The 22,416-nt window shown below is 65.2% G+C and carries 20 protein-coding genes; 13 read left to right on the forward strand and 7 right to left on the reverse strand.

All coding sequences use genetic code 11. The annotated features are described in order from the left end of the window. Nucleotides 1-14 precede the first annotated feature (14 nt). The 5 genes from AR540_RS03865 (at nt 15) to ispD (ending at nt 5,152) form a co-directional block, all read left to right on the forward strand. Entirely contained in the window at nt 15-1,643 is a 1,629-nt protein-coding gene (locus AR540_RS03865; RefSeq protein WP_059226522.1) for a CTP synthase, read from the forward strand. Between the two features lie 2 nt (nt 1,644-1,645). Further along, nucleotides 1,646-2,494 carry a 3-deoxy-8-phosphooctulonate synthase gene (gene kdsA, locus AR540_RS03870; RefSeq protein WP_059226523.1) on the forward strand — a complete coding sequence of 283 codons (849 nt, stop codon included), beginning with the start codon at nt 1,646-1,648 and terminating at the stop codon, nt 2,492-2,494. 222 nt (nt 2,495-2,716) lie between these two features. Beyond that, nucleotides 2,717-4,006, forward strand: coding sequence for a phosphopyruvate hydratase (gene eno, locus AR540_RS03875; protein WP_059226524.1), 1,290 nt, complete (start codon nt 2,717-2,719; stop codon nt 4,004-4,006). A gap of 166 nt (nt 4,007-4,172) precedes the next feature. Then, nucleotides 4,173-4,451, forward strand: a complete 279-nt coding sequence (locus tag AR540_RS03880; protein ID WP_059226525.1) for a septum formation initiator family protein — start codon at nt 4,173-4,175, stop codon at nt 4,449-4,451. After that, entirely contained in the window at nt 4,451-5,152 is a 702-nt protein-coding gene (ispD, locus tag AR540_RS03885) for a 2-C-methyl-D-erythritol 4-phosphate cytidylyltransferase (protein WP_059226526.1), read from the forward strand. Before AR540_RS03880 ends, ispD begins: the two co-directional genes overlap by 1 nt. 46 nt (nt 5,153-5,198) lie before the next feature. Here the strand turns inward: ispD and AR540_RS03890 are convergent, their stop codons facing one another. Then, the gene (locus AR540_RS03890; protein ID WP_153014161.1) at nt 5,199-6,104 is read right to left on the reverse strand and encodes a LysR substrate-binding domain-containing protein; all 906 of its coding nucleotides are present in this window, start codon (nt 6,102-6,104) and stop codon (nt 5,199-5,201) included. A 101-nt stretch (nt 6,105-6,205) separates the two neighbouring features. On the opposite strand from AR540_RS03890, the gene AR540_RS03895 reads away from it, so the two are divergent. The 8 genes from AR540_RS03895 to rpoS all read left to right on the forward strand — a co-directional run bounded on the left by AR540_RS03895 (nt 6,206) and on the right by rpoS (nt 13,777). Further along, nucleotides 6,206-7,318, forward strand: coding sequence for an S-(hydroxymethyl)glutathione dehydrogenase/class III alcohol dehydrogenase (locus AR540_RS03895; protein ID WP_027597065.1), 1,113 nt, complete (start codon nt 6,206-6,208; stop codon nt 7,316-7,318). A gap of 129 nt (nt 7,319-7,447) precedes the next feature. Continuing rightward, nucleotides 7,448-8,302, forward strand: a complete 855-nt coding sequence (fghA, locus tag AR540_RS03900; RefSeq protein WP_177339187.1) for an S-formylglutathione hydrolase — start codon at nt 7,448-7,450, stop codon at nt 8,300-8,302. Nucleotides 8,303-8,510: 208 nt separating this feature from the next. After that, nucleotides 8,511-8,984 (forward strand): 2-C-methyl-D-erythritol 2,4-cyclodiphosphate synthase, encoded by a 474-nt coding sequence (gene ispF / locus AR540_RS03905; protein WP_059226529.1) that lies wholly within the window; start codon nt 8,511-8,513, stop codon nt 8,982-8,984. After that, the gene (gene truD, locus AR540_RS03910; protein WP_059226530.1) at nt 8,981-10,039 is read left to right on the forward strand and encodes a tRNA pseudouridine(13) synthase TruD; all 1,059 of its coding nucleotides are present in this window, start codon (nt 8,981-8,983) and stop codon (nt 10,037-10,039) included. The genes ispF and truD overlap by 4 nt, the downstream gene beginning before the upstream one ends. Further along, the gene (surE, locus tag AR540_RS03915) at nt 10,027-10,782 is read left to right on the forward strand and encodes a 5'/3'-nucleotidase SurE (protein ID WP_059226531.1); all 756 of its coding nucleotides are present in this window, start codon (nt 10,027-10,029) and stop codon (nt 10,780-10,782) included. The genes truD and surE overlap by 13 nt, the downstream gene beginning before the upstream one ends. A 38-nt stretch (nt 10,783-10,820) precedes the next feature. Next, entirely contained in the window at nt 10,821-11,459 is a 639-nt protein-coding gene (locus AR540_RS03920; RefSeq protein ID WP_167371488.1) for a protein-L-isoaspartate(D-aspartate) O-methyltransferase, read from the forward strand. A gap of 372 nt (nt 11,460-11,831) precedes the next feature. Next, nucleotides 11,832-12,674, forward strand: a complete 843-nt coding sequence (locus tag AR540_RS03925; RefSeq protein ID WP_065242502.1) for a peptidoglycan DD-metalloendopeptidase family protein — start codon at nt 11,832-11,834, stop codon at nt 12,672-12,674. Nucleotides 12,675-12,784: 110 nt separating this feature from the next. After that, nucleotides 12,785-13,777: an RNA polymerase sigma factor RpoS gene (gene rpoS, locus AR540_RS03930; RefSeq protein ID WP_059226532.1), complete on the forward strand. Its 993-nt coding sequence runs from the start codon at nt 12,785-12,787 to the stop codon at nt 13,775-13,777. A gap of 830 nt (nt 13,778-14,607) precedes the next feature. Here rpoS and fdxA read toward each other — a convergent pair. From fdxA to AR540_RS03960, 6 genes are all read right to left on the reverse strand, one after another. After that, complete coding sequence (fdxA, locus tag AR540_RS03935; RefSeq protein ID WP_059226533.1) at nt 14,608-14,931, reverse strand: ferredoxin FdxA; 324 nt, start codon at nt 14,929-14,931, stop codon at nt 14,608-14,610. Nucleotides 14,932-14,999: 68 nt separating this feature from the next. Next, a complete protein-coding gene (gene mutS / locus AR540_RS03940) occupies nt 15,000-17,576 on the reverse strand; it encodes a DNA mismatch repair protein MutS (protein WP_153014162.1) in 2,577 nt (858 codons plus the stop codon). 93 nt (nt 17,577-17,669) lie between these two features. Next, nucleotides 17,670-19,619, reverse strand: coding sequence for a hybrid sensor histidine kinase/response regulator (locus tag AR540_RS03945; RefSeq protein WP_059226535.1), 1,950 nt, complete (start codon nt 19,617-19,619; stop codon nt 17,670-17,672). A 68-nt stretch (nt 19,620-19,687) separates the two neighbouring features. Then, nucleotides 19,688-19,894: a hypothetical protein gene (locus AR540_RS03950; protein WP_059226536.1), complete on the reverse strand. Its 207-nt coding sequence runs from the start codon at nt 19,892-19,894 to the stop codon at nt 19,688-19,690. Between the two features lie 233 nt (nt 19,895-20,127). Beyond that, nucleotides 20,128-21,108 carry an NAD(P)-dependent oxidoreductase gene (locus AR540_RS03955; protein ID WP_059226537.1) on the reverse strand — a complete coding sequence of 327 codons (981 nt, stop codon included), beginning with the start codon at nt 21,106-21,108 and terminating at the stop codon, nt 20,128-20,130. A gap of 16 nt (nt 21,109-21,124) precedes the next feature. Continuing rightward, nucleotides 21,125-22,408 carry an MFS transporter gene (locus tag AR540_RS03960; protein ID WP_059226538.1) on the reverse strand — a complete coding sequence of 428 codons (1,284 nt, stop codon included), beginning with the start codon at nt 22,406-22,408 and terminating at the stop codon, nt 21,125-21,127. Nucleotides 22,409-22,416 lie beyond the last annotated feature (8 nt).

Below are 22,416 nucleotides of genomic sequence, written 5' to 3' on the forward strand. Positions count from 1 at the left end.
TTCTAGGAATTTTCATGACGCGCTTTATTTTCGTCACGGGCGGTGTTGTTTCTTCTTTGGGGAAAGGCATCGCCTCGGCCTCCCTGGGCGCCATTCTGGAAGCGAGAGGGCTGAAGGTCACCATGCTCAAGCTGGACCCGTACATCAACGTGGATCCCGGCACCATGAGCCCCTTCCAGCACGGCGAGGTGTTCGTCACCCACGACGGCGCCGAGACCGACCTGGACCTGGGGCACTACGAGCGCTTCATTCGTACCACGGTGACCCAGAACAACAACTTCACCACGGGGCGCATCTACATGGACGTCCTGCGCAAGGAGCGGCGCGGTGACTACCTGGGCGCCACCGTGCAGGTGATCCCGCACATCACCGACGAGATCAAGAGACGCATCATCAAGGGCGCCGGCGATGCCGACGTGGCCCTGGTGGAGATCGGCGGCACCGTCGGCGACATCGAGTCGCAGCCCTTCCTCGAAGCCATCCGCCAACTGCGGGTGGAGATCGGCGCCCGCCGCGCCATGCTGATGCACCTGACCCTGGTGCCCTACATCGCCACCGCCGGCGAGACCAAGACCAAGCCGACCCAGCATTCGGTCAAGGAACTGCGCTCCATCGGCCTGCAGCCCGATGTGCTGATCTGCCGTTCCGACCACACCGTCGACAGCTCGTCCCGGCGCAAGATCGCGCTCTTCACCAACGTCGAAGAGCGCGCGGTGATCTCCCTGGAAGACGTCGACACCATCTACCGCATTCCCTCCGTGCTGCATGCCCAGGGCCTGGACGAGTTCGTCGTCGAGCGCTTCGGCCTGGAGTGCAAGCCGGCCGACCTGTCCGAGTGGGATCGCGTGGTCGACGCCAAGCTCAATCCCGAGCGCGAAGTCACCATCGCCATGGTCGGCAAGTACATGGAACTGCTCGACGCCTACAAGTCGCTGATCGAGGCCATGACCCACGCCGGCATCCAGAGCCGCACCAAGGTCAACCTGCGCTATATCGACTCCGAGCACATCGAGCAGCAGGGCACCCACCTGCTCAAGGGCGTCGATGCCATCCTGGTCCCCGGCGGCTTCGGCCTGCGCGGCGTGGAAGGCAAGATCGCCACCGTGCAGTACGCCCGCGAGAACAAGATTCCCTACCTGGGCATCTGCCTGGGCATGCAGGTGGCGGTCATCGAATTCGCCCGTAACGTGCTGGGCTGGAAGGACGCCAACTCCACCGAATTCGACAAAGCCAGCGGTCACCCGGTGGTCGGCCTGATCACCGAGTGGCAGGACGCCACCGGCGCCACCGAGATCCGCACCGAAGGCTCCGACCTGGGCGGCACCATGCGCCTGGGTGCCCAGGAGTGCCAGCTCAGCGACGGCACCCTGGTACACGACTGCTACGGCCAGGACGTCATCGTCGAGCGTCACCGCCACCGTTACGAGGTCAACAACAACCTGCTGCCGCAGATCCAGGCCGCCGGCCTGAAGATCTCCGGTCGCTCGGGCGACGGCGCCCTGGTGGAAGTGGTGGAGGCCCCGGATCACCCCTGGTTCGTCGCCTGCCAGTTCCACCCGGAGTTCACCTCCACCCCGCGTGACGGCCACCCGCTGTTCAGTGGCTTCGTCAATGCCGCCCTGCGTTACGCCAAGAAGGATTGAGCATGACCGTGCAGAAGATCGTCCGCGTCGGCAACATCGAGATCGCCAACGACAAGCCCTTCGTGCTGTTCGGTGGCATGAACGTGCTGGAATCCCGCGACCTGGCCATGCAGGTGTGCGAGCAGTACGTCAAGGTGACCGAGAAGCTGAGCATCCCCTATGTCTTCAAGGCCAGCTTCGACAAGGCCAATCGCTCCTCGGTGACCAGCTACCGTGGCCCCGGCATGGAAGCCGGCCTGCGCATCTTCGAAGAGCTCAAGGCCACCTTCGGCATGCCGGTGATCACCGACGTCCACGAGCCCTACCAGGCCGCCCCGGTGGCGGCGGTGTGCGACATCATCCAGCTGCCGGCCTTCCTCTCGCGGCAGACCGACCTGGTGGTGGCCATGGCCAAGACCGACGCCGTGATCAACATCAAGAAAGCGCAGTTCCTCGCGCCCCAGGAGATGAAGCACATCCTCGCCAAGTGCGAAGAAGCCGGTAACGACCAGCTGATCCTCTGCGAGCGGGGCTCCTCCTTCGGCTACAACAACCTGGTGGTCGACATGCTCGGCTTCGGCATCATGAAGAGCTTCGGCTACCCGGTGTTCTTCGACGTGACCCATGCCCTGCAGATGCCGGGCGGTCGCGCCGATTCCGCTGGCGGTCGCCGCGCCCAGGTCACCGACCTGGCCAAGGCCGGCATGAGCCAGGGCCTGGCCGGGCTGTTCCTCGAAGCCCATCCCGATCCCGAACATGCCAAGTGCGACGGCCCCTGTGCCCTGCGCCTGGAGAAGCTGGAGCCCTTCCTGGCCCAGCTCAAGGCGCTGGACGAACTGGTGAAGTCGTTCACGCCGATCGAAACTGCCTGAGAGCCTGTTCAAATTTTGCGAGCCAGAGCCAAACAAGGCGAAAAGGTCTGAGGAAGCGGAGTTTACGAGTGGTAAATGAGCATTCCGAAGGCATTTTCAACGCAGTTTGGCCAACGCGTAGCAAATTTTGGACAGGCTCGTAGTGGCGGCTTGAACCAAAAGCCCTTGGCACAGCCGAAGGCTGATCCGTCAATGACCGGTAACATGGAGATCGATACAAAAATGGCTAACATCGTCGACATCAAGGGACGTGAAGTCCTGGATTCCCGCGGCAACCCCACCGTTGAAGCGGATGTGATCCTGGACAATGGTATCGTCGGTCGCGCCACCGCGCCGTCCGGCGCGTCCACCGGTTCGCGCGAGGCACTGGAGCTGCGCGACGGCGACAAGAGCCGTTACCTGGGCAAGGGCGTACTGAAGGCCGTGGGCAACATCAACGGCCCGATCCGTGACCTGCTGCTGGGCAAGGATCCGAGCGACCAGAAGGCCCTGGACCGCGCCATGATCGAGCTGGACGGTACCGAGAACAAGGCCAAGCTGGGCGCCAACGCCATCCTGGCCGTGTCCCTGGCGGCCGCCAAGGCCGCCGCCGAAGACCAGGACCTGCCGCTCTACGCCCACATCGCCAACCTGAACGGCACTCCCGGTCAGTACTCCATGCCGGTGCCGATGATGAACATCATCAACGGCGGCGAGCATGCCGACAACAACGTCGACATCCAGGAATTCATGGTCCAGCCGGTCGGCGCCAAGAGCTTCGCCGACGCCCTGCGCGTGGGCGCCGAGATCTTCCATCACCTCAAAGCCGTGCTCAAGGCCCGTGGCCTGAGCACCTCCGTGGGTGACGAAGGCGGCTTCGCGCCGAACCTGGCCTCCAACGCCGACGCCCTGGCTGCCATCGCCGAAGCGGTGAAGAACGCCGGCTACGAGTTGGGCACCGACGTGACCCTGGCCCTGGACTGCGCCTCCAGCGAATTCTACAAGGACGGTCAGTACGACCTGTCCGGCGAGGGCAAGGCCTTCGACGCCAATGGCTTCGCCGACTACCTGACCGGCCTGACCGAGCAGTTCCCGATCATCTCCATCGAAGACGGCATGGACGAGTCCGACTGGGCCGGCTGGAAGGCCCTGACCGACAAGATCGGCAGCAAGGTGCAACTGGTGGGCGACGACCTGTTCGTCACCAACACCAAGATCCTCAAGGAAGGCATCGAGAAGGGCATCGGTAACTCGATCCTGATCAAGTTCAACCAGATCGGCTCCCTGACCGAAACCCTGGAAGCCATCCAGATGGCCAAGGCCGCCGGTTACACCGCGGTGATCTCCCACCGCAGCGGCGAGACCGAAGACGCCACCATCGCCGACCTGGCCGTAGGCACCGCCGCCGGTCAGATCAAGACCGGCTCGCTGTGCCGCTCCGACCGCGTTTCCAAGTACAACCAGCTGCTGCGCATCGAAGAGCAACTGGGTGCCAAGGCGCCTTACCGCGGTCGTGCCGAGTTCCGTAGCTAAGGGCTGCGCGAGTGCGGAGGCGGGGATTCGGTCCGTCGCCTCCTGAATCGTCTGACGAACCACAGGATAGATGCCCAGTTTACAAGCGTAGAGCTGGGCTTCTATCCTGTTTTCGTCTTTGCTGCCGCCTTTGTGGCATCCATCGTCCACGAATCCGTTGCTATCCATGCGAAGTCCCTACTGGCTGTTTCCCTTCCTGCTCCTGCTGCTCGGCGGTCTCCAGTATCGCCTGTGGATCGGTGACGGCAGCTTCGCCCAGGTTCGCGAACTCAAGCAGCAGATCGCTGAACAGAGCGGCGAGAACAAGCGCCTGCTGGAGCGCAACGAGATCCTCGAAGCCGAGGTCGTCGAGCTCAAGAAAGGCATGGAGACCGTCGAGGAGCGTGCGCGCCACGAACTCGGCATGGTCAAACAGGGCGAAACCCTCTTTCTGCAATCCAAATAATGTCCCTCCTGCCTTCCTTCTGGGCGGTCATTCCCGCCGCGGGCGTGGGTACGCGGATGCGTGCCGACCGACCCAAGCAATACCTCGATCTGTGCGGCCGCAGCCTGCTGGAGCGTACCCTCGATTGTTTTCTCGACCACCCGCGACTGCGTGGCCTGGCGGTGAGCCTGGCGCCTGAAGATCCCTGGTGGCCGACGTTGGTTTGCGCCCGTGATGCTCGCATCCTGCGGGCGCCGGGCGGCCGCGAGCGTGCCGACTCGGTGCTCGGCGGCCTGCTGCTGTTGAGCGAGCGTGGCGCTAGCGACGCTGACTGGGTGCTGGTGCATGATGCCGCGCGGCCCAATCTGCGCCGTGATGATCTGGACCGCCTGCTGGCCGAGCTGGCCCAAGACTCGGTGGGTGGCCTCTTGGGCGTGCCGGCACGGGATACCCTCAAGCGCGTCGGCCGTGATGGCCGGATCAGTGAAACCGTGGATCGTAGCCAGGTATGGTTGGCCTACACACCGCAGATGTTCCGTCTCGGCGCGCTACGCGAGGCGCTGAGCGCTGGCCTGGCAGCAGGCGCCGCCATCACCGACGAGGCCTCGGCCATGGAGTGGGCCGGGCATGCGCCGCGCCTGGTCGAGGGGCGGGCGGACAACATCAAGGTCACCACCCCTGAAGACCTACAGCGGCTGCAGGTGGTCTTCGCCAAAGGCTGAGATGCAGGCCACCAGATGCCTTGACGAGACGGCGAGATCACTGCGCTCAGCCGCTGGCTGAACGGCGACCGCCTGGTCGCGGGCTGCTCAAGCCCTGTTTGAGGTGCTCTACCAGCAGCCTGATCTTCGGCGAGAGAAAGCGCCGCTGCGGATAGAGCGCCCAGACCGCGCTATTGGGTGGCTGCCGATTGTCCAGCAGGGCGCGCAACTCGCCCCGGGCCAGGTGCGGCAGCACATAGTAGTCCGGCAACTGGCACAGGCCGAAACCGCGCAGGGCGGCGTCCAGCACCGCCTGGCCGCTGTTGCAGCGCCACGAGCCCTGGACGCGGTGCAGCACCTCGCGGTCGTTTTCGCGAAAGCTCCAGATGTCGCTGGTGCCGACCAGGCAGCGGTGGCGGCTGAGTTCCGACAGGGTATGAGGCGCGCCGAAGCGCTCCAGATAGCTCGGCGCGGCGCATAGATAGAGCTCGCGCGGCGCCAGGCGCGTCGCCACCAGGCGGGAATCGGCCAGGCGACCCAGGCGGATGGCCAGGTCGTAGCCTTCGTGAAGCAGGTCGACCGTGCGATTGGTCAGGTCCAGTTCCAGGCTCACCTCGGGATAGCGGGCGAGGAAGTCGTTGACCAGGGGGACGACGAATCTCTCGCCATAGGTAACAGCGCAGGTCATGCGGATCAGGCCTTTTGGCTGGCTGGAGAGATCACTCACCTCGCGCAGGGCTTCGTCGCGGGCCTCCTGCAGTCGGCGGCAGTGTTGCAGAAAGGTATGGCCGGCTTCGGTGAGCGCCACGCTGCGAGTGCTGCGATAGAGCAGGCGGGCTTGCAGGCGTTCTTCCAGCTTTGCGATCTGGCGGCTCACGTGGGAGGTCGAGGTGCCCAGGCGATCGGCGGCCCGGCCGAAGTGCAGGGTACTCGCCACCGCGACGAATTCGTCGATGCCCTCCCAGCCCATGATTGTTTCTCTATGGCAAAAATGAATTCCAGTATGCCCGATTGTTCCAGGATTTCTGGCGTCTAAACTGGTTCCTTCGTTTTTTCGTCCTCTCGGAGTCGACCATGATCAAGTCCCGCGCCGCCGTAGCCTTCGCGCCCAATGAGCCCCTGAAGATCGTCGAAGTGGACGTCGAGCCGCCCAAGGCCGGCGAGGTGCTCATCCGCATCGTCGCCACCGGCGTCTGCCATACCGACGCCTACACCCTGTCCGGCCAGGACTCCGAAGGCGTATTCCCCTGCATCCTCGGTCACGAGGGCGGTGGCATCGTCGAGGCGGTGGGTGAGGGCGTGACCTCGGTCGCCGTGGGCGATCACGTGATTCCGCTGTACACCGCCGAATGCGGCCAGTGCAAGTTCTGCAAATCCGGCAAGACCAACCTGTGCAGCTCGGTGCGCGCCACCCAGGGCAAGGGGCTAATGCCCGACGGCACCACCCGTTTCTCCTACAACGGCGAGCCGATCTACCACTACATGGGCTGCTCCACCTTTTCCGAATACACGGTGCTGCCGGAGGTCTCGGTGGCCAAGATTCCCCAGGAGGCGCCGCTGGAAAAGGTCTGCCTGCTGGGTTGCGGCGTCACCACCGGCATCGGCGCCGTGTTGAACACCGCCAAGGTGGAAGAGGGTGCGACCGTGGCCGTCTTCGGGCTGGGCGGCATTGGCCTGGCGGCCATCATCGGTGCCAAGATGGCCAAGGCCAGCCGCATCATCGCCATCGACATCAACCCGTCCAAGTTCGACATCGCCCGTGAACTGGGCGCCACCGACTTCATCAACCCCAAGGATCACCAAAAGCCGATCCAGGAGGTCATCGTCGAGCTGACCGACGGCGGCGTCGACTATAGCTTCGAGTGCGTCGGCAACGTCAACCTGATGCGTGCGGCCCTGGAATGCTGCCACAAGGGCTGGGGCGAGTCGGTGATCATCGGCGTGGCCGGAGCCGGCCAGGAGATCAGCACCCGCCCGTTCCAGCTGGTGACCGGTCGTGTCTGGCGCGGCAGCGCCTTCGGTGGCGTCAAGGGCCGCAGCGAGCTGCCGGGCTACGTGCGCAAGGCGCAGAGCGGCGAGATCCCCCTGGACACCTTCATCACCCACACCATGGGCCTGGAGCAGATCAACGAGGCCTTCGAGCTGATGCACGAAGGCAAGAGCATCCGTACCGTCGTTCACTACTGATCACCAGGAGGGCGCCTTAGAAGCTGTTCACGATCTGCTGCGCGTCGGCCAAACGGCGTTGAAAATGCCTTGTTTGTCTCTAGCTCGCGAGATCGTGAACAGCTGCTTAGGGCGCCCTCTGCACGGGAGATGACCATGAGTCTCGAACTGCTCTCCAGCAACAAGAGTTTCGGCGGCTGGCACAAACGCTATCGCCATCGCGCCCGCAGTCTCGACTGCGACATGACCTTCGCCGTCTACCTGCCGCCCCAGGCGGAAGCCCGCAGCGACCTGCCGGTGCTCTACTGGCTGTCGGGCCTGACCTGCACCGACGAGAACTTCATGCAGAAGGCCGGCGCCCAGCGCCTGGCCGCCGAGCTGGGCCTGGTACTGGTGGCGCCGGACACCAGCCCGCGCGGCGAGGGGGTACCGGACGATCCCGAGAAGGCCTGGGATTTCGGCCTGGGGGCGGGCTTCTACGTCAACGCCACCCAGCAGCCCTGGGCCAAGCACTACCGCATGCACGACTACGTGGTGGAGGAATTGCCGGCATTGATCGAGGCCAACTTCCCGGTCTCGGATCGCCGCGGCGTCAGCGGTCATTCCATGGGCGGCCATGGCGCCCTGATCTGCGCCCTGCGCCATCCGGGGCGCTATCGCTCGGTGTCGGCCTTCTCGCCCATCGTCAATCCGCTGGATTGCCCTTGGGGGCACAAGGCTTTCTCGAACTATCTGGGCGAGGATCGCACTGCCTGGGCGGAGTGGGATGCCTGCGCGCTGCTGGAGAAAGCCGAAGAGCGCCTGCCGCTGCTGATCGACCAGGGCGAACAGGACAGTTTCCTCGCCGAACAGCTCAAGCCCCAGGCCCTGCAGCGCGCGGCGGAAGCCGCGGGTCATCCGCTGGAGCTGCGCCTGCAGCCGGGCTACGACCACAGCTATTTCTTCGTCGCCAGCTTCATCGACGACCATCTGCGGCATCACGCGGCGGCCCTGTCGACCCCATAGGCTCTGTACGAAAAGTCGCCGAGCGAAGGTTAGGCGAGGCGAAAAACGCTGAGGAAGCGGAGTTTACGAGTGGTAAATGAGCATTCCGAAGCGTTTTTCAACGAAGCATCACCGAGCGCAGGCACTTTTGGTACAGAGCCTAAGGGCGACGGGAGCTGTTGCCAGCCGGTAGAATCGACGCCCTGTCATTCTCCAGGGCGTCTTTTTCATGCGCATAGGTCACGGTTTCGACGTTCACGCCTTCGGTGAGGGCGACTTCATCATCCTCGGCGGCATTCGCATCCCCCACCACCATGGCCTGGTCGCCCACTCCGATGGCGACGTGCTGCTGCATGCCCTGGCCGATGCCCTGCTGGGCGCCGCGGCGCTGGGCGACATCGGCAAGCACTTCCCCGATACCGATCCGCGCTTCAAGGGCGCCGATAGCCGGGTGCTCTTGCGCCACGTGGTTGGCCTGGTGCGTCAGCAGGGCTGGCAGGTCGGTAACGTCGACGGCACCATCGCTGCCCAGGCGCCCAAGATGGCGCCGCACATCGAGGCCATGCGCCAGGCTATCGCCGAGGACCTGCAGGTCGAACTCGGCCAGGTAAACGTCAAGGCCACCACTACCGAGCGCCTGGGCTTCGTCGGGCGCGAAGAGGGTATCGCCGTGCACGCCTTGGCCCTGCTGCTACCACTATGACCGAAGACCAGCTGCTCGGGCCGCGCGCCCATGGCGAGCCCTGCGGCCGGGCGATCCTCAAGGCCAGTGCCGAAGACTTCCAGGTGGACGAGGTGCTGGACATCCCGCTCAGCGGCGATGGCGAGCACCTCTGGCTGTGGGTCGAGAAGCGTGGCCTCAATACCGAGGAGGCCGTGCGCCGCTTGGCGAGGGCCGCAGGTGTGCCGCAGCGGGCGATCAGCTATGCCGGACTCAAGGACCGCCAGGCGTTGACCCGCCAGTGGTTCAGCCTGCACCTGCCTGGCAAGATCGATCCGGATCTGACCGCCGCCTGCGACGAGACGTTGGTTATCCTCCAACAGGGTCGGCATCGCCGCAAACTGCAGCGTGGCGCCCATGCCGCCAACGGCTTCCGCCTGCGCCTGACCGGACTCCAGGGCGATCCCGCGGCGCTGGAGGCCCGGTTGCAGGCCATCGCCGCCCAGGGCGTGCCCAACTACTTCGGTCCGCAGCGCTTCGGCTATCAGGGCAGTAATCTGGCCGATGCCCAGGATTGTGCCCGCCAGCAGCGTCTGCCCGAGCAGCGCAATCGCCGTTCGCGGACCCTGTCCGCCGCGCGCAGCTGGCTGTTCAATCAAGTCTTGGCGCAGCGCGTCGCCGCGGGTTCCTGGAACAGAGCCCAGGAGGGCGACCTACTGGCCTTCACCGACAGTCGCAGCCATTTCCCGGCGACCGCCGCCGATATGACTGACCCGCGCCTGGCGGCCCTCGACCTGCACCCCACCGGCCCCCTGTGGGGTAAAGGCGAATCGCCAATACAGGGTCCGGCCGCCAGCCTCGAACAAAGCGTGGCAAGCGCCGCCGGAGAGCTGCCCGCCTGGCTGGCCGGTGCCGGCCTCTCGCATGAACGGCGCATCCTGCGCCTCCCCATCGGCGGCCTGACGTGGCATTATCCCGCTCCTGACATTCTGCAACTCGAATTCGTCCTGCCGGCCGGCTGTTTCGCCACCGCAGTGGTTCGCGAGCTGGTAACGCTCGGCGAGGCAGGGCAGACGGAACATCCATGCGACTTCTGATCGCCAACGACGATGGGGTACTGGCCCCCGGTATCGCCGCGCTGCATGCCGCGCTCGCCGCCCGTGCGGACTACGATTGCCAGGTGGTCGCGCCGCTCTATGACATGAGCGGCGTGAGCAGTGCCCTGACGCTGGACCGGCCGCTGCACCCGCAGCGTTTGCCCAATGGCTACCTGGGCGTCAATGGCACGCCTACCGACTGCGTCCATCTGGGCCTGAACGGGCTGCTGGAAGAGACACCGGACATGGTGGTGGCCGGTATCAACCTGGGCGCCAACCTGGGTGACGACGTCCTCTATTCCGGTACCGTGGCCGCGGCCATGGAGGGACGCTTCCTCAGCCGTCCGGCCATCGCCTTCTCGCTGGTCTCGCGCAGCGCGGATAACATGGCCGTGGCCGCGGAGATCGCCGCCCGCATCGTCGCCGTCCATGAAAATTTCGACCTGCCGCCGCGCACCGTCCTCAACGTCAACATCCCGGACCTGCCGCTGGAGCGGATCAAGGGGCTGCAACTGACGCGCCTGGGCCATCGTGCCCAGGCCAAGCCGCCGGTGCGCGAGATCAACCCACGCGGCAAGGTGGGCTACTGGATCTCGGTATCGGGCGATGCGGTGGATGGCGGACCGGGCACCGACTTCCATGCCGTGCTGGAGGGCTATGTGTCGGTCACGCCACTGCAGTTCGATCGCACCTTCCGCGAGGGCTTCGCCGGGTTGGCGGGGCTTACGGAGCTGCTGGCATGAATCAGGGGCAAGAGCATATGCAAAGACACGGCATCGGCATGACGTCCCAGCGTACCCGGGAACGGCTCATCCAGCGTCTCTACGAGGAGGGGCTGTCCAACGCCCAGGTGCTGGAGGTGATTCGTCGCACGCCGCGTCATCTGTTCGTCGACGAGGCCCTGGCCCACCGGGCCTACGAGGACACGGCGCTGCCCATCGGTCACAACCAGACCATCTCCCAGCCCTTCATGGTGGCGCGCATGACCGAGCTGCTGCTGGCCGGCGGTCCGCTGGACAAGGTCATGGAGATAGGCACCGGTTCCGGCTACCAGACCGCCATCCTGGCGCAGACCGTGGAACGAGTGTTTTCCGTGGAGCGCATCCAGTCGCTGCAGGACCGTGCCAAGGAGCGTCTGCTCGAACTCAATCTGCGCAACGTGGTGTTCCGCTGGGGCGATGGCTGGGAGGGTTGGCCGGCCTTGGCGCCCTACAATGGCATCATCGTCACCGCCGCGGCCCGCGAGGTGCCCCAGGCGCTGCTGGACCAACTGGCACCGGGTGGTCGGCTGGTCATTCCAGTCGGCGTGGACGAGGAACAGAAGCTCTTGCTGATCGTACGGCAGGACGACGGCTTCGTGCGCCACGAACTCAACGCGGTGCGTTTCGTCCCGTTGCTCAATGGGCCCTTGGCCCAGTGAGAGACCTGGGAACGTTACCGGTACGCCAGGCTCCAAGGCAGCCAGACGGCTGCGGTCGCCTGAGAACCTGTTTGCGATCTCGCGACCTGGAGCCAAACAAGGCGCAACGACCATCGGGAGTAACAGCCAACGGCTGGCCCGAAGGGTGAGCGCTAGCGAATCAAATGGCTGAGAAAAGCGGAGTTTACAAAGGGTAAATGAGCATTCCGAAGCCATTTTCAACGCTGTTTGGCCGACGCGCAGCAGATCGTGAACAGGTTCTGAGGCCGGCCGGATGACAGGACGGTACGAGATCAGACACGGCGGGAGGAACGGGTGAAGGCCCGAGCGCAAGGATTTTCAGGACGAGGGCGGGCGGGTTGGCTGGCAGGGTTGCTCGTGGCGCTGTTGCTGGCGGGTTGCTCCACCTCGGGTTCGCGAGCGCCGGTGGTCGAGCGCGGCGATGGCCGCGCCGGCGTGCCCCAGGTCACCTCCGGACAGTATCGCGTCAAGCGCGGTGACACCCTGTTCTCCATCGCCTCCCGGAATGGCTGGGAGTGGCGCGCCCTCGCCGCCCAGAATGGGCTCAGCGCGCCCTATGTTATCCATGTCGGCCAGGTCATTCGCTTCGGCAGCGGCTCGGCCACCACCGCCAGCAGCTCCAGCCGCATCACCCGGCGTCCGACGACCGTGGCTTCCGGTCCGGCACCGGGTAATCCGGTTGCCACCCCGGTCCCGATCCCGCCGCCAGTCACCTCGAATCCCACCGCCGTGACCCCGGTGGTGACCTCGAATCTGCCCGCCGCACCGCCGCCGACTCCGGTGACGCCGGCCCAGACCCCCACCCGCGACGTCCCTCAATCCGCCGCCGGCTGGGCTTGGCCGACGAAAGGTACCTTGATCAGTCGCTTCGGTGCCAGCAGCAGCCTGAACAAGGGAATAGACATCGCCGGCCAGGAAGGACAACCCGTGATGGCCGCCGCCGATGGCACCGTGGTCTATGCGGGAAATGGTCTACGGGGTTATGGTGAACTGGTTATCGTCAAACACAGCGAAACCTACGTCAGTGCCTACGGTCACAACCGTAGGTTGCTGGTTCGGGAAGGTGAGCGTGTCAAGATAGGGCAGACGATTGCCGAGATGGGTTCGACCGGTACCGACAGGGTCAAGCTCCATTTCGAGATCCGCCGCCAGGGCAAACCGGTGGATCCCTTGCAGTTCCTGCCCAATCGCTGATTCGCTAGGCGCCGACCCGATCCCGCAGTCCTTTGGGGGCGGGTCATGGCGCATCGGCAACGTATCGATACGCCCGGGCTCGAAGTACAGACGAGCAAGGGTTACTCAAGATGATCCAGAACAAACAAGAAACCGAGTACGACCTCGGCGATGATGTCCTGCTTCTCGATTCCAATCCCTTCGGTGAGGAATCCGCAGATACCGCCATGGCCAAGGCGCTGTCCGGGCGCGGCAACCAGGTCGTCCGCGGGGCCAAGCTGGCCGACTACGGACGAGCACTGGACGCCACTCAGCTTTATCTCAACGAAATCGGCTTCTCGCCCTTGCTCTCGCCGGCGGAGGAGGTGCACTTCGCCCGCCTGGCCCAGCGCGGCGATCCCGCCGGTCGCAAGCGCATGATCGAGAGCAACCTGCGCCTGGTGGTGAAGATCGCCAGGCGCTACATTAACCGCGGCCTGTCGCTGCTGGACCTGATCGAAGAGGGCAATCTCGGCCTGATCCGCGCGGTGGAGAAATTCGATCCCGAGCGCGGTTTCCGCTTCTCCACCTACGCCACCTGGTGGATTCGGCAGACCATCGAGCGGGCGATCATGAATCAGACCCGCACCATTCGCCTGCCGATCCATGTGGTGAAGGAGTTGAATCTTCACCTGCGTGCCGCCCGGGAGTTGACCCAGAAGCTCGACCACGAGCCCTCCCCGGAGGAAATCGCGGCGCTGCTGGAGAAGCCGGTGGCTGACGTGAAGCGGGTAATGGGCCTGAACGAGCGCATCAGCTCGGTGGACATGGTGCTGGGGCCGGACTCCGAGAAGACCCTGCTCGATACCCTCACCGACGACCGGCCCACCGATCCCTGTGAATTGCTACAGGACTCCGACCTCAACCAGAGCATCGACCAATGGCTGCTGGAACTGCCGGAGAAGCAGCGCGAGGTGGTGGTGCGCCGCTTCGGCCTGCGTGGTCACGAGGCCAGTACCCTGGAGGAGGTCGGCCAGGAGATAGGGCTCACCCGCGAGCGGGTCCGGCAGATCCAGGTCGAGGCGCTCAGGCGGTTACGGGAGATCTTCGAGCGCAATGGGCTGTCCAGCGATGCCCTGTTCTGACCAACCTTGGCTTTGATCGCCGATAGCTGAATGCCAGCCAAACGAAGCCCGGATTTTCCCGGGCTTTTTTCTGCGTGTTGTTGTAAGCCAGGGCTTACAGGTTGCGTAAGCAGAAGACAGGGGCGGCTGCGGGACAGCACCGCTTGATCAGCAATACCAATAGACAAGTGCTTGCTGCATAACGGTTTTTTGTTTCCGGCCAAACACCTGCACGACGGTGTGAATCTTATCGTGGCAGATTGCCAGTCTTGGAGGACAGGGTAATATCGGCTCTGTGTCTGGGACGACACGGATCGGCAGGATGCGGATCGGGAACACTTCAGGACGAAGTTCACTAGGACGGTGACAGGAATTCAGGGACAGGGACGAAGGGGGCGGAGCGATCCGCCCCCTTTTTTTTGCCCGGGCCTTTCCAACGATGCTTGGAACCTGATCACAATCTGCTGCGCGTCGAAAATGGCCTGGAAGGCCAGCCCCGCCTGGGCGGCCCCGCCGCAATGCTCATTTACCATTCGTAAACGCGAGCGTGAATCCGATCCGCTTCCTCAGGCCTTTCGCCTTGTTTGTCTCTAGTGTGGCGCTTCAGAAGTTCGCGCAAATGTTGTAGATAACTTCTGAGACATCGCACTGGCTCGCGAGATCGTGGAACAGCTTCCTAGGTTCTGTACGAAAAGTCGCCGAGCGACGATTAGGCGAGGCGAAAAAGGCTGAGGAAGCGGATCGGACCCGCGCTCGGGTTTACGAGTGGTAAATGAGCATTGCGACCGGGCTGGCGATCCAGGCCTTTTTCAACGAAGCATCACCGAGCGCAGGGATTTTTCGTACAGACCCTAGCGCTCGAGCTGGGCGAGCTTGTTGGGCTTGCCATCCCATTCGGCGGCGTCGGGCAGGGCATCCTTCTTCTCGGTGATGTTCGGCCAGATGTTGGCCAATTCACTGTTGAGTTCGATGAAGGCTTCCTGGCCGGCTGGCACCTCGTCTTCCGAGAAGATCGCCTGGGCCGGGCACTCGGGCTCGCACAGGGCGCAGTCGATGCACTCGTCCGGGTGGATCACCAGGAAGTTGGGGCCTTCGTAGAAGCAGTCCACCGGGCAGACTTCCACGCAGTCGGTATATTTGCATTTGATGCAGTTGTCAGTGACGACGAAGGTCATCTGCTCGTTCTCCTCAGGCTAAGGCGGCAGATTCTAGCAGCATTGCCGGAACCCTCGTATCCGTTAACTCAGATACGCTTTTTCCATTCGTAGATAAGCTCCAGGGCCCGTCTCGGTGTGATGTCGTCCGGCTGCAGGCGTTCCAGTTCCTCGATGAGAGGATGGGCGGCGCTGGCGAACAGATCGGCCTGCAAGGGACGGTCCTTGGGCGGCGCGCTCACCGGTAGCGGCGTTCCCACCTCACCGTTGAAGCTGGCGGCTTCCAGGCGTGCGAGATGCTCGCGGGCACGGAGGATGACGTCTTCCGGCACCCCGGCCAGTTGCGCCACCGCCAGGCCATAGCTCTGGCTGGCTGGGCCGGGCAGGACATGGTGCAGGAAGACGATGCGGTCGTTGTGCTCGGTGGCGTTGAGGTGGACGTTGGCCACGCTGGGCTGGCCCTCCGGCAGCACGGTCAGCTCGAAGTAGTGGGTGGCGAACAGGGTCCAGGCGCGCAGCCGCGCCAGTTGCTCGGCAGCGGCCCAGGCCAGCGACAGGCCGTCGAAGGTGCTGGTACCACGGCCGACCTCGTCCATCAGCACCAGGCTGTGTTCGCTGGCGTTGTGCAGGATGTTGGCGGTCTCGCTCATCTCCACCATGAAGGTGGAGCGGCCGCCGGCCAGGTCGTCGCTGGAGCCGATGCGGGTGAAGATGCGATCCACCAGGGACAGCTCGCAACTGGCCGCCGGGACGAAGCTGCCGACATGGGCCAGCAGCACGATCAGCGCGGTCTGGCGCATGTAGGTGGACTTGCCGCCCATGTTCGGGCCGGTGATCACCAGCATGCGGGTGTCGTTGTCGAGGGTGACGTCGTTGGCGACGAAGGGCGTTTCCAGCACCTGCTCCACCACCGGGTGGCGACCCTGGCCGATCTTCAGGCAGGGCTCCTCGACGAAGCGTGGCTTGTTCAGGTCCAGGTTGAGCGCCCGCTCGGCGAAGTTGGCCAGGACGTCCAGCTCGGCCAGGGCGGCGGCGCTGTCCTGCAGCGGCGCCAGGTGACCGATGAGGTCGTCGAGCAAGGCCTCGTAGAGCGCCTTTTCCCGCGCCAGGGCACGACTCTGGGCCGACAGCGCCTTGTCCTCGAAGGCCTTGAGCTCCGGGGTGATGAAGCGCTCGGCACCCTTGAGGGTCTGGCGGCGGATGTAGTCGGCCGGTGCCGACTCGGCCTGCTTGCTGGGGATCTCGATGAAATAGCCGTGGACGCGGTTGTAGCCGACCTTGAGGCCTTGCAGACCGGTGCGGGCCTTTTCCCTTGCCTCCAGGTCCATGAGGAACTGGCCGGCGTTTTCGCTCAGGGTCTGCAGCTCGTCCAGCTCGGCGTCGTAGCCCCGCTTGATGACGCCGCCGTCGCGGATCACCGCGGGCGGGTTGTCGATGATGGCGCGGGCCAGGGTGGCGGCCAGCTCCGGATAGGTCTGGATGCTCCGGGCCAGGTCGAGCAGGTGCGGAGCGATCATCTGTGTCAGCCCCTCCTGCAACGCCGGCAGCGCGGCCAGGGCGTCTCTCAGGCGGGCGAGGTCACGGGGGCGGGCGTTGCGCAGGCCGATGCGGGCGAGGATGCGCTCCAGGTCGCCGATGTCCTTGAGTTGCGGCTGCAGCGTTTCGAAGCGATAGCCCTCCAGCAGGCAGGTGATGGCGTCCTGGCGGGCTTCGATGATGGCGCGATTGCGCAACGGGCGATTCAGCCAGCGGGTCAGCAGGCGACTGCCCATGGCGGTCTGGCAGCGGTCGACCACCGATTGCAGGGTGTTGTCGCGACCGCCGGCCAGGTTGACGTCCAGTTCCAGGTTGCGCCGGCTGGCACCGTCGAGGATGACGGTATCGTCCAGGCGCTCGTGCCTGAGGCTGCGCAGGTGGGGCAGGGCGGTGCGCTGGGTTTCCTTGGCGTAGGCCAGCAGGCAGCCGGCGGCGCCGATGGCCAGGCCCAGCTTGTCGCAGCCGAAGCCCTTGAGGTCGCCGGTGCCGAATTGCTGGCAGAGGCTCTTGAGCGCCGAGTCGCAATCGAAGTCCCAGGGCGCGCGTCTACGCACGCCGCGGCGCTTCTCGGCGGGCAGGCCGGTGGGCCAGTCGTCGGGGATCAGCAGCTCGGCGGGATTGAGGCGATCCAGCTCGGCTAGCAGGGTCTCCCAACCGGCCAGCTCCTGCACGGTGAAGCGGCCGCTGGCGATGTCCAGCACGGCCAGGCCGAACAGGCGCTCATCGCCCAGCACGGCGGTCAGCAGGTTGTCGCGGCGCTCGTCGAGCAGGGCTTCGTCGCTGACGGTGCCGGGAGTGATGATGCGCACCACCTGGCGTTCCACCGGGCCCTTGCTGGTGGCCGGATCGCCGATCTGCTCGCAGATGACCACCGATTCGCCGAGCTTGACCAGCTTGGCCAGGTAGCCTTCGGCGGAGTGGAAGGGGATGCCGGCCATGGGGATGGACTTGCCGGCCGAGGCGCCGCGGGCGGTCAGGGTGATGTCGAGCAACTTGGCGGCACGCCGGGCGTCGTCGTAGAACAGCTCGTAGAAATCGCCCATGCGATAGAACAGCAGCTGTTCGGGATGCTGCTGCTTGATCTTGAGGTACTGCTGCATCATGGGCGTGTGCGCGGAGAGATCGCTCATGCGGGTCATTCGATCCGGTTGCCTAGTGGATAGCCGCGTATTGTCCAATAACTCGGGGCTTTTGTCGGCCCCGGATCGTTCAGGCGGCGGGTTTCACCGGGGCGGCTGGTTGCCGCGTCTGCTCAGCAGCAGGTCGATCTGCGCCAGCAGGCGACCCAGGGTGAAGGGTTTGGCCAGCACCTCGACGCCCGCCAGGGCGGCAGATTCACCGGGTAGCTGGGCCTCGGCGTAGCCGGTGATCAGCAGGATCTCCAGGGCCGGGCGCCGGGCCCTGGCCAGGGTGGCCAGCTGGCAGCCGCTCAGGTCGCCGGGTAGGCCCACGTCGGTGATCAGCAGGTCCAGCTCAATGGCCGATTCCAGCACCTGTAGCGCTGCGGCTCCGTCGGTCGCCTGCAGGGTGGTGAAGCCGTGTTCGCGCAGGCCTTCGTCCACCAGCATGCGCACCAGGCGTTCATCGTCCACTACCAGGACCGTCCTGCCTGGGGCAGGCTGCGCGGGGGCTGGCGAAGGCGCTTTCACCGGCTGCACAGGCTCCGCCAGGAGACGAGGAAGATACAGGGTGACCGTGGTCCCTACCTCGGGTAGCGAGGCGAGTTGTGCCAAGCCGCCCGATTGCCGGGCGAAGCCATAGATCATCGACAGGCCGAGGCCGGTGCCCATGCCGACCGGTTTGGTGGTGAAGAAGGGATCGAAGGCGCGGGCCAGCACCTCGGGCGGCATGCCCGAGCCGGTATCGAGCACCGCCAGGGTCACATAGTCGCCAGCCGGCAACTCCAGGGCGGCCGCCTGGACCTCGTTCAGCCGGCGATTGGCAGTGACGATGCGCAGCAGGCCGCCGCCGGGCATGGCATCGCGTGCGTTGATGCACAGGTTGAGCAGGGCGTTTTCCAGCTGATGCGGATCGCAGAGGGTGAGATGCAGATCCTCGGCCAGCTCGGTATGGATCTGGATGGATGAACCCACCGAGTGCCGGATGAGCTCTGCCATGCCCACTACCAGCTCGTTGGCGTGGGTGACGGTAGGCTCGAGGTCCTGACGGCGGGAAAAGGCCAGCAGCCGCTGGGTAAGGGCGGCAGCGCGTTCCGCCGCGCCCTTGGCGGCACTTGCGTAGCGCTGCAGATCGCCGAAACGTCCCTGGTCGAGACGCAGGGACAGCAGGTCGAGGCTACCGATCACACCGGTCAGCAGGTTGTTGAAGTCGTGGGCGATGCCACCGGTGAGTTGACCCACGGCTTCCATCTTCTGGCTCTGGCGCAGCTGTTCCTCGGCCTGCTGCAGAGCCTCTTGCTGCTCGCGGATGGCGGTGACCTCGCGCACCGTGGCATAGATGAGACCGTCCTGCAGTACGGCGTTCCAGGAAAACCAGCGATAGCCGCCCGTGCGGTGGCGATAGCGGTTCTCGAAGCCGAACACGGGTTCACCGGCCAGCAGGAGCTTCAGGGCGACTTCGGTGCGCTCGCGGTCGTCGGCATGGACGAAGGCCATGAAGGGTTCCCGGCGCAGCTCTTCCGCCGTCCAGCCCAGCGTGGCGGTCCACGCTGGGTTGAGGTCGAGCAGCCGGCCTTCCGGGCTCGCCGTGCAGAGCAGGTCGGGACTGGCCTGCCAGATGAGGTCGCGCTGGCGAGTCCGCAACGTCACCTGTTCATCGAGGACGCCGGCGAAGCGGTAGAGCGATTCGAGACTGCGGCGCTGGGCCGCGCAAACCACCGCCATGACGATATTGACGAAGACGAACAGCGCATGGGACACCCAGCGCTCCGAGAACAGCGCGAAGTAGGCTGGCGCCTTGACGAACAGGGTCTCGGCCAGCAGCACCGAGAGCAGGGTGGCGAATACGCCAGGACCCAGGCCGAACCAGAAGGCCGCCGTCATGATGAAGGGGATGAACAGCAGATAGGGCAGGCTGTCGATGTCCAGGCTCAGGCGGATGGCCGCCGCCATGCCGATCAGCAGGGCGGCGCCGAGGTAACGCAGGGGCGCGGGGGCGTTCCGCGGGACCAGCTGCAGCAGCCGGCCGAGCAGGGTGGGGGTGAAGATGGGCACTGAATCCTAGACCTCGGGACGCTGATCCTGCGCGTGACCTGGGGCGGTGAACGAAGGGCGCGGATCGCTCAGGTACCTTCGTGGCGTTCGTATTCTTCCACCGCCCGTGCGACTTCGGCGTTGTCGCGCGTGGTGTTCTGCGTCTGGCGCTCGAAGGCGTCCGCCAGTTCGTTGACCAGCTGCAGCAGGCGCGGAATGTCACCGGTGCGCTCGGCATCGGCGGCCTGTTCGCGTACGCGGTTGACGAAGGCGTGGGGATCGTCGAAGGCGGTCATGGTCGTTCTCCTGTGGGGTGATAGACGTCTGACCACAAACCATCGCCAAGACTCATTCAGAGCCTGTCCAAGTCTGCTGCGCGTCTGCCAGACGGTGTTGAAAACGGGCCGGGTCGCCAGCCCGGTCGGAATACTCCTGTGCTCTTCGCAAACGCGCGCGCGGGTCCGATCCGCCTCCTCAGCCGCTTTCGCCTCGTCTCTCTCTCGCTCGCTCGCGCGGCCTTGAACAGGCGCTAGGGGCGCCGCCAGACCTGCGGATTGACCAGATTGGCCGGGCGCTGGCCGGACAGCGCAGCGAGCAGGTTGTCCACTGCGCAGCGGGCCATGGCCTCGCGGGTCTCGTGGGTCGCCGAGCCCAGGTGCGGCGTGGGCACTACGTTGGACAACTGCAACAACGGTGAGTCCGGCGCCACCGGTTCGCGGTCGAAGACGTCCAGCCCGGCGCCGCGCAGCCGCCCTTCCAGCAGGGCCGCGATCAGCGCGGTCTCGTCGATCACTGGCCCGCGTGAGACGTTGATCAGGATGGCGTGGGCCGGCAGTCGGGCGAGTTCGGCCGCTCCCAGCAGGTGGTGGGTCTCGTCGCTCAGGGGCACGGTGACGCACAGGAAGTCGCAGCTCGCCAGCAGGTCCGGCAGAGGCAGGAAGCGTGCCCCGTAGCGTTCGTCCACCGCGGGCTTGGCGGCATGGGCGGTGTAGGTGACCTGCATGCCGAAGCCCAGATGGGCGCGGCGGGCGATGGCCTGGCCGATGCGGCCCATGCCGACCAGGCCAAGGGTCTTGCCGTGGACGTCGCAGCCGAAGTGCGCCTCGCCCAGGCTGGCCTGCCACTGGCCAGCGCGCACCCAGTCGGCCAGCTCGACGATGCGCCGCGCCGTGGCCAGCAACAGGGCGAAGGCGGCGTCGGCCACGCTCTCGGTCAGGACATCCGGGGTGTTGCAGAGCAGGATGCCACGACGTTCCAGATAGGGCAGATCATAGCTGTCGAAGCCGACCGAGACGCTGGCGATGGCCTCCAGCTTGGGCGCCAGGTCCAGCAGCTCGGGGGTCAGTTTGAAACTGGAGCCGAGCAGGCCCCGGGCCTCGGGCAGCCGCTCGCGCAACCTGGCTTCGCCGCCCGGCGCCTTGAGATCGACAAACTCCAGGTCGCAGGCTTCCTCCAGACGCGCGGTAAGGGCCGGGGACAGGGCCTTGTAGTGGATCACCTTCTTTTTCATGCGCGGGGCATTCCTTTCAGTGACTGGTGGCGGGATTGAGCGCCGCGGAACGGGTGACCGGCTCCTGGCGCAAGAGCAGGGTCAGGACCACCGCTACCAGCAGGGCACCGCCCATGAAGCCGAAGGAGGCGCCGGGACCGCCGGTGACGCCATTCAGATAGCCCACCAGGTAGGAACCGGCGAAGGAGCCCAGGGCGCCCATGCTGTTGATCAGCGCCATGGCACCGCCGGCGACGTTGCCCGGCAGGATCTCCGGGACGATGGCGAAGAAGGGGCCATAGGGGGCGTACATGCAGGCGCCGGCCACCACCAGTAGCGCGTAGGACCACCAGAAGTGGTGAGGGCCGAGGGCGAAGGAGCCGAGGAAGGCGAGGGCGGCGATCAGTAGCGGCGGCCAGACGAACAGCTTGCGATTCTGCAGCCGATCGGACGCCCAGGAGACGCCGACCATGGCCAGCACGGCGGCGAGATAGGGCAGGGAGGACAGCCAACCGGCCTGGACGATGTCCAGCTGGGCGCCCTGGCGCAGGATCGACGGCAGCCAGATGACGAAACCGTAGACACCGATGCTCCAGCAGAAGTACTGCAGCGACAGCAGGATGACCTTGGGCGAGCGGAAGGCCTCGGCGTAGTTCTTCACCGGCTTCATACCCTGTTGCTCGGCCTTCAGGGCCTCTTCCAGGCGGGCCTTTTCGTCAGCGGCGAGCCACTTGGCATCCTTGGGGCGCTCGGCGGCCAGGCGCCACCAGATGAAGGCCCAGATCACCGCCGGCAGGCCTTCGATGATGAACATCCAGCGCCAGTCCAGGGCATGGATCAGATAGCCTGAGACCACCGACATCCAGAGAATGGTCACCGGATTGCCGAGGATCAGGAAGGTGTTGGCCCGCGAGCGTTCCCGCTTGGTGAACCAGTGGCAGAGATAGACCAGCATCGCCGGCATCACCGCAGCTTCCACCACGCCCAGGAGGAAGCGGATGGCGATGAGGAGGGTGACGTTGGGCACCATGCCGGTCAGGGTGGCCAGGCCGCCCCAGGCGATCAGGCTCCAGAAGATCAGCCGCTTGACGCTGCGCTTCTCGGCATAGATGGCACCGGGCACCTGGAAGAAGAAATAGCCGAGGAAGAACAGTGCCCCCAGCAGCGACGACATCGCCGGGGTGATGCCCAGGTCGTCGGCCATGCCCGAGGCGGCGGCGAAGCCGTAGTTGGCCCGGTCGAGGTAGGCCAGGCTGTAGGTGATGAAGACCACCGGCATCAGATACCACCAGCGGCGCGGAGCGAGAGGGGAAGCGTTCATGGGATCAC

Origin of the sequence: Pseudomonas sp. EpS/L25 (assembly GCF_001512295.1) — a bacterium.
Classification (GTDB): domain Bacteria; phylum Pseudomonadota; class Gammaproteobacteria; order Pseudomonadales; family Pseudomonadaceae; genus Chryseomonas.

Bases quoted from the DNA above. Each gene is read 5' to 3' on its own strand.
- fdxA (WP_059226533.1), bottom strand. From the start codon at position 14,931: ATGACCTTCGTCGTCACTGACAACTGCATCAAATGCAAATATACCGAC.
- rpoS (WP_059226532.1), top strand. From the start codon at position 12,785: ATGATCCAGAACAAACAAGAAACCGAGTACGACCTCGGCGATGATGTC.
- AR540_RS03960 (WP_059226538.1), bottom strand. From the start codon at position 22,408: ATGAACGCTTCCCCTCTCGCTCCGCGCCGCTGGTGGTATCTGATGCCG.
- AR540_RS03955 (WP_059226537.1), bottom strand. From the start codon at position 21,108: ATGAAAAAGAAGGTGATCCACTACAAGGCCCTGTCCCCGGCCCTTACC.
- kdsA (WP_059226523.1), top strand. From the start codon at position 1,646: ATGACCGTGCAGAAGATCGTCCGCGTCGGCAACATCGAGATCGCCAAC.
- eno (WP_059226524.1), top strand. From the start codon at position 2,717: ATGGCTAACATCGTCGACATCAAGGGACGTGAAGTCCTGGATTCCCGC.
- ispF (WP_059226529.1), top strand. From the start codon at position 8,511: ATGCGCATAGGTCACGGTTTCGACGTTCACGCCTTCGGTGAGGGCGAC.
- AR540_RS03920 (WP_167371488.1), top strand. From the start codon at position 10,821: ATGACGTCCCAGCGTACCCGGGAACGGCTCATCCAGCGTCTCTACGAG.
- surE (WP_059226531.1), top strand. From the start codon at position 10,027: ATGCGACTTCTGATCGCCAACGACGATGGGGTACTGGCCCCCGGTATC.
- mutS (WP_153014162.1), bottom strand. From the start codon at position 17,576: ATGAGCGATCTCTCCGCGCACACGCCCATGATGCAGCAGTACCTCAAG.
- AR540_RS03865 (WP_059226522.1), top strand. From the start codon at position 15: ATGACGCGCTTTATTTTCGTCACGGGCGGTGTTGTTTCTTCTTTGGGG.
- AR540_RS03880 (WP_059226525.1), top strand. From the start codon at position 4,173: ATGCGAAGTCCCTACTGGCTGTTTCCCTTCCTGCTCCTGCTGCTCGGC.
- fghA (WP_177339187.1), top strand. From the start codon at position 7,448: ATGACCATGAGTCTCGAACTGCTCTCCAGCAACAAGAGTTTCGGCGGC.
- AR540_RS03895 (WP_027597065.1), top strand. From the start codon at position 6,206: ATGATCAAGTCCCGCGCCGCCGTAGCCTTCGCGCCCAATGAGCCCCTG.
- truD (WP_059226530.1), top strand. From the start codon at position 8,981: ATGACCGAAGACCAGCTGCTCGGGCCGCGCGCCCATGGCGAGCCCTGC.
- AR540_RS03950 (WP_059226536.1), bottom strand. From the start codon at position 19,894: ATGACCGCCTTCGACGATCCCCACGCCTTCGTCAACCGCGTACGCGAA.
- ispD (WP_059226526.1), top strand. From the start codon at position 4,451: ATGTCCCTCCTGCCTTCCTTCTGGGCGGTCATTCCCGCCGCGGGCGTG.